13 protein-coding genes and 1 pseudogene are annotated in these 15,416 nt (G+C 67.5%); 12 read left to right on the plus strand and 2 right to left on the minus strand.

Going from position 1 to position 15,416, the window contains the following annotated elements:
* Nucleotides 1–630 precede the first annotated feature (630 nt).
* Nucleotides 631–1,650 (minus strand): annotated as a pseudogene (locus B9H04_RS10600) (ABC transporter transmembrane domain-containing protein); the annotation flags it as partial.
* 196 nt (nucleotides 1,651–1,846) lie between these two features.
* Nucleotides 1,847–2,125: a DUF7538 family protein gene (locus tag B9H04_RS10605; RefSeq protein ID WP_049932243.1), complete on the minus strand. Its 279-nt coding sequence runs from the start codon at nucleotides 2,123–2,125 to the stop codon at nucleotides 1,847–1,849.
* Between the two features lie 117 nt (nucleotides 2,126–2,242).
* Here B9H04_RS10605 and rnz point away from each other — a divergent pair, with 117 nt between their 5' ends.
* From rnz to B9H04_RS10665, 12 genes are all read left to right on the plus strand, one after another.
* Complete coding sequence (gene rnz, locus B9H04_RS10610) at nucleotides 2,243–3,175, plus strand: ribonuclease Z (RefSeq protein ID WP_049932245.1); 933 nt, start codon at nucleotides 2,243–2,245, stop codon at nucleotides 3,173–3,175.
* Between the two features lie 304 nt (nucleotides 3,176–3,479).
* Nucleotides 3,480–4,406 (plus strand): replication factor A, encoded by a 927-nt coding sequence (locus B9H04_RS10615; protein WP_085682687.1) that lies wholly within the window; start codon nucleotides 3,480–3,482, stop codon nucleotides 4,404–4,406.
* A 1-nt stretch (nucleotide 4,407) separates the two neighbouring features.
* Nucleotides 4,408–5,040 (plus strand): RPA family protein, encoded by a 633-nt coding sequence (locus tag B9H04_RS10620; RefSeq protein ID WP_085682688.1) that lies wholly within the window; start codon nucleotides 4,408–4,410, stop codon nucleotides 5,038–5,040.
* Nucleotides 5,041–5,164: 124 nt separating this feature from the next.
* Entirely contained in the window at nucleotides 5,165–5,569 is a 405-nt protein-coding gene (locus B9H04_RS10625; RefSeq protein WP_049932250.1) for a CopG family transcriptional regulator, read from the plus strand.
* A 350-nt stretch (nucleotides 5,570–5,919) separates the two neighbouring features.
* Nucleotides 5,920–7,023: a pyruvate dehydrogenase (acetyl-transferring) E1 component subunit alpha gene (gene pdhA, locus B9H04_RS10630; RefSeq protein ID WP_049932323.1), complete on the plus strand. Its 1,104-nt coding sequence runs from the start codon at nucleotides 5,920–5,922 to the stop codon at nucleotides 7,021–7,023.
* A complete protein-coding gene (locus B9H04_RS10635; protein ID WP_007345778.1) occupies nucleotides 7,024–8,010 on the plus strand; it encodes an alpha-ketoacid dehydrogenase subunit beta in 987 nt (328 codons plus the stop codon). It abuts the gene before it with no gap.
* Nucleotides 8,011–8,097: 87 nt separating this feature from the next.
* Nucleotides 8,098–9,753, plus strand: coding sequence for a dihydrolipoamide acetyltransferase family protein (locus B9H04_RS10640; RefSeq protein ID WP_085682689.1), 1,656 nt, complete (start codon nucleotides 8,098–8,100; stop codon nucleotides 9,751–9,753).
* Nucleotides 9,753–11,180: a dihydrolipoyl dehydrogenase gene (lpdA, locus tag B9H04_RS10645; protein WP_085682690.1), complete on the plus strand. Its 1,428-nt coding sequence runs from the start codon at nucleotides 9,753–9,755 to the stop codon at nucleotides 11,178–11,180. The genes B9H04_RS10640 and lpdA overlap by 1 nt, the downstream gene beginning before the upstream one ends.
* A gap of 333 nt (nucleotides 11,181–11,513) precedes the next feature.
* Nucleotides 11,514–13,649: a catalase/peroxidase HPI gene (katG, locus tag B9H04_RS10650; protein WP_049932255.1), complete on the plus strand. Its 2,136-nt coding sequence runs from the start codon at nucleotides 11,514–11,516 to the stop codon at nucleotides 13,647–13,649.
* A 293-nt stretch (nucleotides 13,650–13,942) separates the two neighbouring features.
* On the plus strand, nucleotides 13,943–14,272 hold the full coding sequence (locus B9H04_RS10655; RefSeq protein ID WP_007995328.1) for a DUF5783 family protein: 330 nt from the start codon (nucleotides 13,943–13,945) through the stop codon (nucleotides 14,270–14,272).
* Nucleotides 14,273–14,349: 77 nt separating this feature from the next.
* Entirely contained in the window at nucleotides 14,350–14,730 is a 381-nt protein-coding gene (locus B9H04_RS10660; protein WP_049932256.1) for an iron-sulfur cluster biogenesis protein NfuA, read from the plus strand.
* A 246-nt stretch (nucleotides 14,731–14,976) separates the two neighbouring features.
* A complete protein-coding gene (locus B9H04_RS10665; RefSeq protein ID WP_049932257.1) occupies nucleotides 14,977–15,396 on the plus strand; it encodes a PPC domain-containing DNA-binding protein in 420 nt (139 codons plus the stop codon).
* The last annotated feature ends 20 nt before the right edge of the window (nucleotides 15,397–15,416 follow it).

The raw sequence follows: 15,416 nt of genomic DNA on the forward strand, positions 1-15,416 counted from the left end.
TTGATGAATCATTCAATAATAATCTAAGATATTGATTATCTCTTAGTCTCCAAGTCCTTAGCGATCCTCTCACTCTCTCACAAACTAATCTGTGTGACTCTCACAGAGCTTTGAGTCTGATAGGTAGTTAGCCTCGTGGAATCCTGAAAGTCCTTAGAGAGTGTATTCTATTGGGATACAACACAAGTGAGAGTGAAGAGAGTGTATCAGCCTAGCTCTAGATAAGAAATGAGCTTCAATCGCTCTGATAGTGATCTACCTACCCCTTCCCCAAGGGTTCAGTAAAGCCGATCCACCTTCGACCGACTTTCAGGATTAGAGCCTATCCTATGTTATTACAAACAACACAATAGACGTAATTATCCTAACTCTCTAATATGTGATACTATCCTCATATCTTGTAGGCTATTTTTCGGTTAATTAAGTATGGATATAATCCTAATCCCCCCGCCGTATGGTGATTTTAGGGTGAAATAGAATCTAGGACCACAATCCGGGATTATATCTTTTATCTCACTCTGTGGTACTAGACGTATCTTGTTCTTTCTCAAAGGACATGATTAGCAGAGCCATTCAGATAGGAGAGTGATCTATCCCTTCAAATCGTATTGGTCCAAACATACTATGCGTAAACTGCGCCATCGGCCAGATGAACCGCTGGGTGTAGAGGATGAAGACGACGAACATCCCCACCGAGAGCTCGCCGGTGAACGGTCCCGGCGGCGTCTCCTGGAACACCCAGAGGCCGCCGATGATGAACGTCACCACGAAGCCGACCCCGGCGAGCACGCGGAGCCCCGGGAAGAACTTGATCCGGGTCGTGATCGCGTCCCAGTTGGCGTCGAAGTAGTCCATCGACACGTCGTCGACGCGGTCGGACTCGTACGGCTCCGTGTTCGACGACTTGATCACCTGGATGCCGCCGAGGTTGTTCTCCAGCCGGGAGTTCATCTTCCCGACCGACGAGCGGACCTCGGCGTACTTCGGCTGGATGATCCTGATGAACAGGTAGGTGAACCCGCCGATGATCGGCACCGGCAGCAGCGCGACTAAGGCGAGCTGCCAGTTGATCCAGAAGAGGAGGACGCCGATGCCGACGACCATCACCGACAGGCGGAACAGGGAGTTCATCCCGTCGTTGAGGAACCGTTCGAGCCGGTTCACGTCGTTCGAGAGGATCGACATCATCTCTCCGGTCTGCTTGTCGGAGAAGAACTCCATGTTGAGCCGCTGCATCTTGTCGTAGGTGTCCGTCCGGACATCGTGCTGGATGTTCTGGGCGAAGGCGTTGAACCCCCAGTTCCGGATCCAGTGGAACCCGGCCCCGATCCCGAACGCGCCCCCGATGACGGCGATGGTGAACCAGAACTGCGCGGTCTGTCCCGTCGGCAGCCACGCGTCGGGGAGGACGACGAGCGGGATCTGCTCGCTGAACAGGGCGTCCTCGTAGAACACGGCGTCGATGGCGATCCCGAGCATCAGCGGCGGGAGCAGGTCGAGCAGCCGCGCGAAGACGCTCGCGAACACCCCAACGGTCACCTGCGGGACGTAGTCGCGGCCGTACTCGACGAACAGCCGCTTCATCGGATTCTCGATCTTGTCCCGCTGCTCCTCGAAGGGATCGTCGTCCTCCCATTCGACGCCACTCATCACGACTTCGTATCAGGTAGGCGGGCAAATAGGTTTCCTTCGAACCGAAATACGTCGGCAGAAAACGCCGGTAACACCCGTTCGATCGGGTGATCTCTCCCGGAACCACCGCGGTCACCGGCGTCGGCGCAGCGGTCGACCCGACGGTCAGTCCGGCGTGCGCGGCGACCTCGGTCACGCCGACCGCGCGCCGGGCTCAGAGCTCGCGCCGCTCGACGGCGGTGTCGATCCCGGCCTCGTCGAGGTCGTCGCGCACACGTCGCCGGAGCGGGTCCGGCACCCCGTCCCGCGGGACCGGCGTCGCCGTTCCCTCCTCGTCTTCGTCGGTCGGGACGGACCAGTAGAGGACGTGGCCCGTCTCGGCGTAAAACTCCACCGCGTACCGGTCCCGGCCCCCCTCGTAGTGGACGCGGGCGGCCGCGCCCTCCGCGCGCCACCCCTCCTGTCTGACCAAGGCGGCGATCGGCTCTCGCATGGTCGCTCTCGGGCGGCCGGACTCATGTGGGTGTCGACCGATCGGCCGCCCGCCCGATCCGGCGCCCTCCTCCCCCGCATCGACACCGGTTTACAACCGCCGACCCGATGAGTCGCCATGTCTCTTCGCGTCACGTTCCTCGGGACGGGCGGCGCCGTTCCCACCGTCGAGCGCGCGGCCAGCGCCGTCTTCGTCAACCGCGAGGGCGACCGCTTCCTCTTCGACTGCGGCGAGGGCACGCAGCGCGAGATGATGCGCAGCGGCACCGGGTTCGCCGTCGACCGCGTGTTCGTCTCGCACCTCCACGGCGACCACGTCCTCGGCATCCCCGGCCTCGTCCAGACGCTCGGATTCAACGACCGCACCGACCCGCTGGCGATCCACTGCCCGCCGGGGACCGGCGGGCACCTCCACGACCTGGTCCACGCGGCCGGCCACGACCCCGCCTTCCCGATCCGGATCGAGCCGGTCGCTCCCGGCGAGGTCGCCCACGAGACCGACGAGTACGAGATCCGCGCGTTCGAGACGGAACACCGCACCGTCTCGCAGGGGTACGTCCTAGCGGAGGACGACCGCCCCGGCCGGTTCGACCGCCCGAAGGCGGAGGAGCTCGGCGTCCCCGTCGGGCCGAAGTTCGGCCGCCTCCACGGGGGCGAGCCGGTCGAGGCCGAGGACGGCACGGTCGTTGAGCCGGAGCAGGTCGTCGGCCCGCCGCGTCCGGGCCGGAAGCTTGTCTACACCGCGGACACGCGCCCGCGCGAGTCGACGGTCGAAGCGGCCGCGGACGCCGACCTGCTCATCCACGACGCCACCTTCGCCGACGACATGGCCGACCGCGCCCGCGACACGGCCCACTCGACCGGCGGCGAGGCGGGGTCGATCGCCGACCGCGCGGACGCGAAGCGGCTCGCCTTGGTCCACATCTCCTCGCGCTACGCCGCCGACCCGCGCCCGATCCGCCGCGACGCCCGCGAGGCGTTCGACGGCGAGTGCCTGCTCCCCGACGACGGCGACCTGATCGAGGTGCCGTTCCCCGACGCCGACAAGTGAGGGTCCCGAACACCCGTTCCTCCGTTCGGCTCGTCCCCCTCCGTGCTACCGCAAACCGTGGGACGGTTCCACTCGAAACGGCGCCCGCGCACGGCTGACGCGCGTCTGACGCGGCCGCCGCCGCACCGGTGTCTTCCGAGCATCTGATCCGCGGTCGGTCCGGCGCCGATCCGGAGAACTCCGGAGAGAAGCGCGCTCTCGACGGATACGTTTACTTTCACCGCGGTCACGGGCGTTTTAATACGGTGAGGAACCAACGAACGTACGCCTCCCAGTGAAACAAGACCGGAGGCGGAGACACCCCATGAGCGAACTGCGACAGGAAGCGGAAGCGATAGCGGAACAGTTCTCGGACCACACGGACGTCGACCCCGACGACGTCGAGGAGCGCCTGACGACGCTGGTCGACGAGTACCGCGTGCCGCTCGACGAGGCGAGCCGGAGCGTCACCAACAGCTACCTCGAAGACGCCGGGATGGAGCGCGACGAGCTCGGCCGCGGCGGCAGCGAGGAGGTCCTCGTCAACGACATCGACGAGGACGAGCAGTGGGTGGACCTGCGCGTCGAGCTGGTCGACCTGTGGGAGCCCCGCAGCGACTCCATCTCGCAGGTCGGTCTCCTCGGCGACGAGTCGGGCACGATCAAGTTCGTCGCCTTCGAGACCTCCGACCTCCCCGAGCTGACGGAGGGACAGGCGTACGAGCTCTCGAACGTCGTCACCGACGAGTACGAGGGGAGCTACTCGGTGAAGCTCAACCGGACGACCGGTATCACCGAGATCGACGAAGCGATCGAGGTCGGCGACAACGCCGACACCGTCGAGGGCGCGCTGGTCGACATCCAGTCCGGCTCCGGGCTGATCAAGCGCTGCCCCGAGGAGGACTGTACGCGCGTCCTCCAGAACGGTCGCTGCTCCGAGCACGGCCAGGTCGAGGGCGAGTTCGACCTGCGGATCAAGGGCGTCCTCGACGACGGCGAGACCGTCACCGAGGTCATCTTCGACCGCGAGGCCACCGAGGATCTCACCGGCATGACCCTCGAGGAGGCCAAGGACATGGCGATGGACGCGCTCGACACCACCGTCGTCGCCGAGGAGATGGGCGAGGACGTGCTCGGGCGCTACTACCGCGTCACCGGCCCGACCTTCGGGCGGTCCGTCCTGGTCGACGAGATGGAGGACCCCGGCACCGTCGACGTTGAAAGCGCGCTGATCGACGCGAGGTCGATTTGAAATGAGCCAGTCAGCCCCCACCCGAGAGGTCGCCCGGCGCGTGTTCGCGAGCGAGTTCAACGACGCCGGCTACACGTTCACCGAGTCCGACGACGAGCGGGCCCCCGTCTACGCGCCGCTGCCGACGGGCGAGTCCTCGAACCGCGTGTTCTTCGTCGGCACCCTCACCGAGAAGGAGGACGTCGGCGAGGACAGCGAGTACTGGCGTGGTCGCATCGTCGACCCGACGGGCACGTTCTTCGTGTACGCCGGCCAGTACCAGCCCGAGGCCGCTTCCAAACTCCGGGACCTGGAGCCCCCGGCCTACGTCGCAGTCGTGGGGAAACCCCGGACCTACGAGACCGACGACGGCACGGTCCGAGTGTCCGTCCGCCCCGAGTCGATCACCGAGGTCGACGCCGCCACCCGCGACCGCTGGGTCGCGGAGACCGCCCGCCGTACCGTCGAGCGCGTCGCCGCGTTCGACGACGAGGGCAACGAGTACGCGCGAATGGCCCGCGAGGAGTACGACCTCGACCCCGAGACGTACAAGGCCGCCGCGCTGTCGGCGTTAGAGGACCTCGACGAGAGCGGCGACGAGCTCGCCGGCGACGCCGGCGACGAGCCGGACCCGGCCGGGACGCCCGAGCCCTGACCGGCGACGGCCGACCGCCCCGACGAACCGATCGGGCGCGTCACCCCGTAACGACTCACTTTTCGCCGTTTCTTGCGACTGTCTGACAAACCATTAAGTGATCCGCGCGCCCACGTTTCGGGTGATGGGCAACAAGAACAAGACCATCTCGTTCCGCGTCAACGAGGACGCGTTCGAGGCCCTTCGCGACATCGCCGAGGAGCGGGACATCTCGCTGTCGGCGGTGTTCCGAGACTACGTGGACGCGCTCGTTGCCCACGACGGCCAGGTCCGGGTCGTCCCGGAGTCGGAACTGGCCGACGCGGGCGACGACGGCGAGCCGTTTCCCCCGAAAGTCGAGGTTCCGAAGAGCTTCGTCCGCGAGCACGAGCGGCTGGAACTCGAGGCCGAACACCTCCGGGAGCAGCTCGAAGAGCACAAGCGGTACGTCAATCACCTCCGGGAGCAGCTCGAGGACGAGGACGACGACGTAATCCAGCTCGAAGACCTCGACGGCGAGCCGGACGAACCCGCTTTCCGCCTCGGGTAGCCGCCGATTCCTTCCATTTCCACCGCTCCGTCGATCCGGGAGAGACCCGTCCACCGTTGAGCTACGGCGCCGTCCGCTCCGACCGTCCGCGACGTTCGGACCGCACTTCGATGACGGTCGGACGCGCGGACGAAAACCTTCCTGTTCGTCCGTTACTAACCGCTGAACCGCCCATGTTGGCGAAAATATTGCCGTGATGCTCCGAGTTTGTTCAGAAACGTCCGGTTCTCGACCCGTCTGATGGACGGTCTCTCAGAGCGACGCCGCTATTTCTGAGTATACTAAATTATTTACGAAAACGATATTACCCGGGCGGTGAAGGGATCCTACATGCGAAGGTGGGTTCGACCGTGAACGTGTTCGATAGGGCGTACGACGATACGGTTCGCGTCCTCGACGAGGACGGCGAGGTCGTCGGCGACGTGCCGGACCTCGACGACGAATCGCTCGTCGACATGTACAGGCACATGCGGCTGGCGCGTCACTTCGACGGCCGCGCGGTGAGCCTCCAGCGACAGGGGCGGATGGGGACGTACCCCCCGCTCTCCGGCCAGGAGGGGGCCCAGATCGGCTCGGCGTTCGCGCTCGACGACGACGACTGGATGGTCCCGTCGTACCGCGAACACGGCGCCGCCCTCGTCCATGGGCTCCCGCTGAAACAGACCCTGCTCTACTGGATGGGTCACGAGGACGGCAACAACGCGCCGACGGACGTCAACGTCTTCCCGGTCGCCGTCCCCATCGCGTCGCAGATCCCCCACGCGACGGGCGCCGCGTGGGCCTCGAAGCTCCGCGGCGAGGACGACGCGTTCGTCTGCTACTTCGGCGACGGCGCGACGAGCGAGGGCGACTTCCACGAGGGAATCAACTTCGCCGGCGTGTTCGACACGCCGACCGTCTTCTTCTGTAACAACAACCAGTGGGCGATCTCCGTTCCGCGAGAGCGCCAGACCCGGAGCGCGACCCTGGCGCAGAAGGCGGAGGCGTACGGGATCGACGGCGTTCAGGTCGACGGCATGGACCCGCTGGCGGTGTACAGCGTCACGGAAGCGGCCTTAGAGAAGGCGCGCGACCCCGAGACCGACCGGCCGCGGCCGACGCTGATCGAGGCGGTCCAGTACCGGTTCGGCGCGCACACGACCGCCGACGACCCGACCGTCTACCGCGACGACGACGAGGTCGAGCGCTGGAAGCGGAAGGACCCCATCGACCGGCTGGAGTCGTACCTCCGGGACGAAGGGGTCCTCGACGACGAGCGCGTCGCGGAGATCGAGTCGACGGTCGAGGCCCGGGTCGCGGACGCGATAGACGAGGCTGAATCGATGGCGCGCCCCGACCCGCGCGAGCTGTTCGAACACGCGTACGCGGAGCTTCCGCCCGAGCTGGAGCGGCAGTACGAGGAGTTCGCCGCCCTGCGCGACGAGCGCGGCGACGCGGCGTTCCTGGAGGAGTAAATGACCGAGACACAGAACCTCACGCTGGTACAGGCGATACGAGACGGACTACACACCGAACTGCGCGAGGACGACGACGTCGTCGTGATGGGGCAAGACGTCGGGAAGAACGGCGGCGTCTTCCGCGCGACCGAGGGCCTGTTCGACGAGTTCGGCGGCGACCGGGTGATCGACACGCCGCTGGCCGAGTCGGGTATCGTCGGCACCGCGGTCGGGATGGCCGCCATGGGGATGCGACCGGTCCCGGAGATCCAGTTCTCCGGGTTCATGTACCCCGGCTTCGACCAGATCGTCTCGCACATGGCGCGGTTCCGGACCCGCAGCCGCGGGCGGTTCACGCTCCCCATGACGCTACGTGCCCCCTACGGCGGCGGGATCCGCGCGCCCGAACACCACTCCGAGTCGAAGGAGGCGTTCTACGCCCACGAGGCCGGGCTGAAGGTCGTCATCCCCTCCACGCCGTACGAGGCGAAGGGGCTGCTCGCGGCGTCGATCCGCGACCCCGACCCGGTGATATTCCTCGAACCGAAGCTGATCTACCGGGCGTTCCGCGAGGAGGTCCCCGAGGAGCCGTACACGGTCCCCATCGGCGAGGCGGCCACGCGCCGCGAGGGCGACGACGTGGCCGTCTTCACCTACGGCGCGATGACTCGCCCCACGCTGGAGGCCGCCGAGACGCTCGGGGAGGAGGGGATCGAGTGCGAGGTCGTCGACCTCCGCACGATTTCCCCGCTCGACCGCGAGGCGGTCGTCGAGGCGTTCGAGAAGACCGGTCGCGCGGTCGTCGTTCACGAGGCCCCCAAGACCGGCGGGCTCGCGGGCGAGATCACGGCGATCCTTCAGGAGGAGGCGCTGCTGTACCAGGAGGCGCCGATCGGCCGCGTCACCGGCTTCGACGTGCCGTACCCGCTGTACGCGCTGGAGGACTACTACCTCCCGTCCGCCGCCCGCATCGAGGACGGAATCTTGGAGGCGGTCGAATTTTAAGATGTCCGGCAGAGGTACACCCATGAACGCCGAGGACCGGCGCACGACGGCAGAGGGGAGACGCCCGACCGCCGAGGGGGGCGACGAATGACGGTCGAGGAGTTCAAACTGCCCGACGTCGGCGAGGGCGTCGCGGAGGGCGAACTCGTCAGCTGGCTGGTCGCGCCCGGCGACCGCGTCGAGGAGGACCAGCCCGTCGCCGAGGTCGAGACCGACAAGGCGCTCGTCGAGGTGCCGTCGAGCTACGACGGCGTCGTCGAGGAGCTGTTCGCCGAGGAGGGGGAGATGGTCCCCGTCGGCGACGTGATCATCTCGTTCCGCGTCGACGAGGACGGCGAGGCGGCCGCCGGCGACGACGCGGAGGCCGAACCGGAGCCGGAGCCCGACTCGCCCGACGAGTCGGCGGCGGAGCCGACCACCGAGGCGGCCGACGCCGAGCCCGACACGCCCGCCGGACGCACCTTCGCGCCGCCGTCGGCCCGCCGGCTCGCCCGCGAGCTCGGCGTCGACGTCGCGGCCGTCGACGGGAGCGGCCCCGGCGGCCGCGTCACCGAGGCCGACGTGCGCGCCCACGCCGAGGGCGACGCCGGGGCCGCCGACGCGGGCGGCCCGGACGACGGCCCCGAACCCCGTCCCGCGCCGACGCCGACCGATACCGGCTCCGACGGGCGGAAGTCCGCGGTCAGCAAGCGCGGCGCCGACGACGGCTCCGCCGACGCCCCGGCGACGCCCGCCGGCGGGCCCGACCCCGCGGGCCGGGAGACGACGCTCGCGACGCCCGCCACGCGGAAGGCCGCGCGCGACCGCGACGTGGACATCGACGACGTGCCGACCGACCAGACCCGGGACGGCGAGGCGTTCGTCACGGCCGAGGCCGTGAACGCGTACGCCGACGCGCTGGAGTCGCCCGCGTCGACGCCCGAGCCGGAACCGGTCGAGACGGGCCCGGGCACGGAGCCCGCCGTGACCGCCGGCGACGCGTCCGAGACGAGCGCTCCCGCGTCGGGCGACGAGACCGTCCCGTACCGCGGCGTCAGGCGCACCATCGGCAAGCAGATGGAGCGCTCGAAGTTCACGGCGCCGCACGTCACCCACCACGACACCGCCGAGGTCGACGCGCTCGTGGAGGCCCGCGAGGAGCTGAAGCCGAAGGCCGAGGCCGAGGGGGTGAAGCTCACCTACATGCCGTTCGTGATGAAGGCCATCGTCGCCGGGCTGAAGGAGTACCCGTACCTCAACAGCGAGCTCCGGGAGGACGACGAGGAGATCGTGTTGAAAAGCGAGTACAACGTCGGCATCGCGGTCGCGACCGACGCGGGTCTCATGGTGCCCGGCGTCGAGAACGTCGACGAGAAGGGGCTCTTCGAGCTGGCCGACGCGGTGAACGACCGCGCCTCGCGCGCCCGAGAGCGGAAGCTCAAGCCCGCGGAGATGCAGGGCGGGACCTTCTCTATCACCAACTTCGGCGCGATCGGCGGCGAGTACGCCACGCCGATCATCAACTACCCCGAGACGGCGATCCTCGGGCTCGGGGCCATCGAGGAGCGCCCTGTCGTCCGCGACCACGCGGACGTCGAGTCCGAGTTCCTCGACGACTCGGACGACTCGACGGTCGTCCCGGCGCCGACGCTCCCGTTGTCCTTATCGATCGACCACCGCGTCGTCGACGGCGCGGTCGCGGCCGAGTTCGCGAACACCGTCATGGAACACCTGGAAAACCCCCTGCTGTTACTCAACGAATAATGGTCGTCGGAGATGTCACCACGGGAACGGAGGTACTGGTCATCGGCGCGGGGCCGGGCGGCTACGTCGCCGCCATCCGCGCCGCACAGGAGGGGCTCGACACGACCCTCGTCGAGAAGGACGCCTACGGCGGCGCCTGTCTCAACCGCGGCTGTATCCCCTCGAAGGCGCCGATCACGGGGAGCGGGCTCGCCCACGAGGCCGGCAACGCGGAGTTCATGGGCGTCCACGCGGACCCCGCCGTCGACATGGGGAAGATGATCGAGTGGAAAGACGGCGTCGTCGACCGGCTCACCGGCGGCGTCGAGAAGCTCTGTAAGGCGAACGGCGTGAACCTGATCGAAGGGACCGCCTCGTTCGTCGGCGAGGACACCGTCCGCGTCGCGCACGGCGGCGACGGGCAGGGCTCTGAGACGCTCTCGTTCGAACACGCGGTCGTCGCGACCGGCTCGCGTCCGATCCAGATCCCCGGCTTCGAGTTCGCCGAGGACCACGTTTGGAGCTCCGCCGACGCGCTCGACGCCGACACCGTCCCGGACCGGCTCGGGATCGTCGGCGGCGGCTACATCGGGATGGAGTTGGCGACGACGTACGCCAAGCTCGGGGCCGACGTGACGGTCGTCGAGATGCTCGACGACATCCTCGACCCCTACGAGGACGACGTGAAGCGGATCGTCCGGGAGCGCGCCGCGGAGCTCGGCGTCGAGTTCAACTTCGGCGAGGGCGCGAGCGAGTGGTCGGAGGCGCCCGACGGCGGGTACCTCCTCCACACCGAGACGGAGGACAGCGAGGAGTCGACGTACGGCGTCGACAAGATCCTCGTCGCGGTCGGCCGTCAGCCAGTCACCGACGGCCTCGACGTAGCGAACGCCGGTATCGAGACGGACGACCGCGGCTTCATCGAGACGGACGATCGCACGCGCACGGCGGTCGAGCACATCCACGCCGTCGGCGACGTCGCGGGCGACCCGATGCTCGCGCACGCGGCCTCGAACGAGGGGATCGTCGCCGCCGAGGTGATCGCCGGTGAACCCGCCGCGCTCGACCGACAGGCCGTCCCCGCCGCGGTGTTCACCGACCCCGAGATCGGGACGGTCGGGATGACCGAGGCCGAGGCCGAGGACGCCGGCTTCGATCCCGTCGTCGGCGAGATGCCGTTCAACGCCTCCGGCCGGGCGATGACGACCGGCCACACCGAGGGGTTCGCCCGGATCGTCGCTGACGAGGAGACCGGATTCGTCCTCGGCGGGCAGATCGTCGGACCCGAGGCGTCGGAGCTGATCGCGGAGGTCGCGCTCGCGGTCGAGATGGGCGCGACCCTCGAAGACGTGGCCGCCACCGTCCACACCCACCCGACGCTCGCGGAGGCGGTGATGGAGGCCGCGGAGAACGCTCGCGGGCAGGCGATCCACACGCTGAACCGCTGAGCGGCCCGTCTTCGAGACTCCGGGTCGGCGCCGTCGGCGACTCGACGCTCCCGCGCGGAGTCAGAAGTGGCCGCGAGGCGAACGGACGCGCCCGCCTCCCTCGGGTGGAACTCTCACACATGATTATCGAACTGTCGACTTCTTGATCCGTAGCGGGGTCGCCACTCGCTTCCCGGCGGAGCACGCCACGCGGAGCGCCGCTGCGGTCCACGACGCCGACTTCGCAGATCGGAAAACAGAACTTCAGTTTCTCGATAGAAACTCTCCGTTATATCGATTATTGTCTCCTCGTATTAGACAATATTATCCGTAAAGAAGGGCGACTATTTTTTGATGGCTAGTAACACCCAAGAGTGGTGGCCGGACCAGTTGGACCTGGAGTTGCTCGATCAGAACTCCGCCGACATCGGTCCCTACGGCGAGGAGTTCGACTACGCCGAGGCGTTCGAGGAGCTCGACCTCGAGGCGGTCAAGTCCGACCTCGAAGACGTGATGACCGACTCGAAGGAGTGGTGGCCAGCCGACTACGGCCACTACGGGCCGCTGTTCATCCGGATGGCGTGGCACAGCGCCGGCACGTACCGCTCGCTCGACGGCCGCGGCGGCGCCGCCGGCGGCCACCAGCGCCTCCCCCCGATCAGCAGCTGGCCGGACAACGTGAACCTCGACAAGGCCCGGCGGCTGTTGGAGCCGGTCAAGACGAAGTACGGCGAGAAGCTCTCGTGGGCGGACCTCATCGTCCTCGCCGGCAACGTCGCGCTCGAGTCGATGGGCTTCGAGACGTTCGGCTTCGCGGGCGGCCGCGAGGACGACTTCCGTGGCGACGACGCCGTCGACTGGGGCCCCGAGAGCGAGTTCGAGACGACCTCCGAGGAGCGCTTCGACGAGGACGGCGACCTCAAGGCGCCGCTCGGCAACACCGTGATGGGCCTCATTTACGTGAACCCCGAGGGGCCGAACGGCGAGCCCGACCTCGAAGGGTCCGCGAAGAACATCCGCCAGTCGTTCAGCCGCATGGCGATGAACGACAAGGAGACCGTCGCCCTCATCGCCGGCGGCCACACCTTCGGCAAGGTCCACGGCGCCGACGACGGCGACAACCTCGGTCCGGAGCCCGAGGACGCCCCCATCGACCTCCAGGGACTCGGCTGGGACAACGAGTTCGGCGAGGGGATGGGCCCCGACGCGATCACCAGCGGCATCGAGGGGCCGTGGAACGCCACCCCGACCGTCTGGGACATGAGCTACGTCAACAACCTGCTCACCTACGACTGGGAGCCGGAGAAGGGTCCCGGCGGCGCGTGGCAGTGGACAACGGAGAACGACGAGCTCGACGACGCCGCGCCCGGCGTCGCGGACCCCGACGACAAGGAGGACGTGATGATGCTCACGACGGACGTCGCCCTGAAGCACGACGACGACTTCCGGGCCGTCTTAGAGGAGTTCCGCGACGACCCCGAAGAGTTCCAGGAGACGTTCGCGAAGGCGTGGTACAAGCTCATCCACCGCGACATGGGCCCGCCGGAGCGGTTCCTCGGCCCCGAGGTCCCGGAAGAGACGATGATCTGGCAGGACCCCCTGCCCGAGGCCGACTACGAGACCGTCGGCGACGCGGAGGTCGCCGAGCTCACGGACGCGCTCCTCGAGTCTGGCCTGTCGACCGGCGAACTCGTCAAGACCGCGTGGGCGGCGGCGTCCACCTACCGCGACAGCGACAAGCGCGGCGGCGCCAACGGCGCCCGCATCCGCCTCGAACCGCAGCGAAGTTGGGAGGCCAACGAGCCCGAGGCGCTCGCTGACGTCCTCTCGACGCTCGAGGAGATCCAGACCGAGTTCAACGAGTCGCGCGACGACGACGTCCGCGTCTCGCTCGCCGACCTCATCGTGCTCGGTGGGACGGCGGCCGTCGAGCGGGCCGCGGCCGACGCGGGCTACGACGTCGAGGTGCCGTTCGAGCCCGGCCGCGTCGACGCGACGGCGGAGCAGACCGACGTCGACTCCTTCGAGGCGCTCGAGCCGGAGGCCGACGGCTTCCGTAACTACCTCGGCGACGCCGACGAGCCGGTCGAGGACCTCATGGTCGACAAGGCGGACCTGCTGAACCTGACCGCCAGCGAGATGACCGTTCTGGCCGGCGGTCTGCGCGCGCTCGGCGCGACGTACGGCGATTCCGACCGCGGGGTCTTCACCGACGAGCCCGGCGCGCTCACCAACGACTTCTTCGCGAATCTGCTCGACATGGAGTACGAGTGGGACGCGGTCACCGAAGACGAGGACGTCTACGAGATCCGCGACCGCGACACCGGTGAGGTCGCGTGGGAGGCGACGCGCGCCGACCTCATCTTCGGCTCGAACGCGCGACTCCGGACCATCGCGGACGTGTACGCCAGCGACGAGGAGAAGTTCGTCGAGGACTTCGCCGCGACGTGGAGCGAGATCATGAAGCTCGACCGCTTCGATCTCGAGTAACCCGATCGCCGCGCTCCCGGTTTTCTCTCTGACTCTGCCCCCGCCGAACGCGGGCCGGTGGTGCGTCGCTCCGCCGCTGCCCGCCGTTCGAGCCTCTCGCTGTCGGCCGCCGAGTCGTGACTCTCGCTTCGGACCCGGTGACCGGCGCCGATCAAATTCTATATCGCGACATATAATTTATCTTGTCGGCCACGTTCGAATCTCTCCCCGAACCGCGAGTTCGAGGGGGCCCCCGTTTCGGCGTCTCGGGGGCGATCGACCGGCTTTTTTCCCGCCGAGCCCTCGCTGGCGACATGGCCGACGAGTTCGACCCGGAGAAGTTCGAGGACAAGTACGCGCACTACTTCAACGAGCTCCAGCGGGCGTACAAGAACGCGTTCAACCAGATGAACGACCGGTACGACTCGGAGCTGATCCACGGCATCGACCAGACCGTGCTCAACGAGTCGGAGCCGTTCTACGAGGACGGTGAGTTCCGCGTCGAGCTCCCGGAGAACCCGCGCGAGCGCATCCGCGGCGCCGTCGCGGTCGACGACGAGACGTTCGAGGAGACGCTCGAGGAGTACGTCGAGCGGATCGAGTCCGAACTGTACCGGACCCTTGGGGTCGACCGACCGGAGTAGGGGTCCGACGCGGCCCGCGACGGGAGCGGATCCGGCCGAACCAAAGGCATAAGCCCGGTGCCCGCCAACTCGCGGGCATGAGCACGGACACGGCTGACGCGGACAACGAACTCCGCGAGCGGATCACGAACTTCCTGCGGCGCAACTTCCCGCAGATCCAGATGCACGGCGGCAGCGCCGCCATCGCCCACCTCGACCGCGAGAAGGGCGAGGTGACGGTCCAGCTCGGCGGGGCCTGTTCCGGCTGCGGTATCTCCCCGATGACGATCCAGGCGATCAAGTCCCGGATGGTCAAAGAGATCCCCGAGATCGAGACGGTCCACGCCGACACCGGCGCGTCGGCCGGCGCCGACGGCGACCTCGGCGGCACCAGCAGCGGCGGCGGGATGTCTCCCTCCTTCCCCGGGGAGACGACCGACGACGACGGCGACGACGAAGGCCCCCAGGCGCCGTTCTGAACCCGGCCGACCACGCCTTTCCTCTCTTTCCGCTCCGCGAGTCGCAACGCCGTCAGCTACTGAACCGCCTATCTCTGTAGATCCACCGTTTCTACGGTGTAGACGCGTTCTCTCGGCCTTATTGTCGTCTCTCTGACTCTCGCTGTCGTCGCTAGATGTATCACATAACGCTATATCGAATTGAGTTCGCCGTCCTCCTCGGTCCGACTGAAGCCTTTTTCTCCCCGGCCGCCGTGGGGAGTTGCTATGTACCACCGCGAGGTCGAACCAACGGCGGAGTACGTCGCGCGGTTCGAAACGGGGGCCGACTGGCGCGAGGAGATCGAGTCGCTCGCCCGCGAGGAAGACGTCGAGGCCGGCTGGTTCACGGCGCTCGGTGCGGTCCAGGACGCGGACGTCTGGTTCTACGACCAAGACGAGACCGAGTATCGCTCGGTGACGTTCGACGAACCGCTCGAGGTGGCCGCCTGCGTGGGCAACGTCTCGCTGTTGGAGGGCGACGTGTTCGCACACACCCACGCCGTCCTCTCGCGGCCGAGCGGACAGGCGCTCGCGGGGCACCTCGACTCGGCGACGGTCTGGGCCGGCGAGTGTCACCTGCGCGCGTTCGCCGAGCCGCTGGAGCGCTCGCACGACGAGGCGACGGACCTCGACCTGTGGCTGTGACCCGTCGACCGCGCCACCGG

It is taken from the genome of Halorubrum ezzemoulense DSM 17463 (genome assembly GCF_002114285.1).
Classification (GTDB): domain Archaea; phylum Halobacteriota; class Halobacteria; order Halobacteriales; family Haloferacaceae; genus Halorubrum; species Halorubrum ezzemoulense.

Excerpts from the sequence above, each read along its gene's own strand:
- katG (WP_049932255.1), top strand. The coding sequence starts at position 11,514 with ATGGCTAGTAACACCCAAGAGTGGTGGCCGGACCAGTTGGACCTGGAG.
- B9H04_RS10615 (WP_085682687.1), top strand. The coding sequence starts at position 3,480 with ATGAGCGAACTGCGACAGGAAGCGGAAGCGATAGCGGAACAGTTCTCG.
- B9H04_RS10660 (WP_049932256.1), top strand. The coding sequence starts at position 14,350 with ATGAGCACGGACACGGCTGACGCGGACAACGAACTCCGCGAGCGGATC.
- rnz (WP_049932245.1), top strand. The coding sequence starts at position 2,243 with ATGTCTCTTCGCGTCACGTTCCTCGGGACGGGCGGCGCCGTTCCCACC.
- B9H04_RS10620 (WP_085682688.1), top strand. The coding sequence starts at position 4,408 with ATGAGCCAGTCAGCCCCCACCCGAGAGGTCGCCCGGCGCGTGTTCGCG.
- lpdA (WP_085682690.1), top strand. The coding sequence starts at position 9,753 with ATGGTCGTCGGAGATGTCACCACGGGAACGGAGGTACTGGTCATCGGC.
- B9H04_RS10640 (WP_085682689.1), top strand. The coding sequence starts at position 8,098 with ATGACGGTCGAGGAGTTCAAACTGCCCGACGTCGGCGAGGGCGTCGCG.
- B9H04_RS10625 (WP_049932250.1), top strand. The coding sequence starts at position 5,165 with ATGGGCAACAAGAACAAGACCATCTCGTTCCGCGTCAACGAGGACGCG.
- B9H04_RS10665 (WP_049932257.1), top strand. The coding sequence starts at position 14,977 with ATGTACCACCGCGAGGTCGAACCAACGGCGGAGTACGTCGCGCGGTTC.
- B9H04_RS10635 (WP_007345778.1), top strand. The coding sequence starts at position 7,024 with ATGACCGAGACACAGAACCTCACGCTGGTACAGGCGATACGAGACGGA.
- B9H04_RS10605 (WP_049932243.1), bottom strand. The coding sequence starts at position 2,125 with ATGCGAGAGCCGATCGCCGCCTTGGTCAGACAGGAGGGGTGGCGCGCG.
- B9H04_RS10655 (WP_007995328.1), top strand. The coding sequence starts at position 13,943 with ATGGCCGACGAGTTCGACCCGGAGAAGTTCGAGGACAAGTACGCGCAC.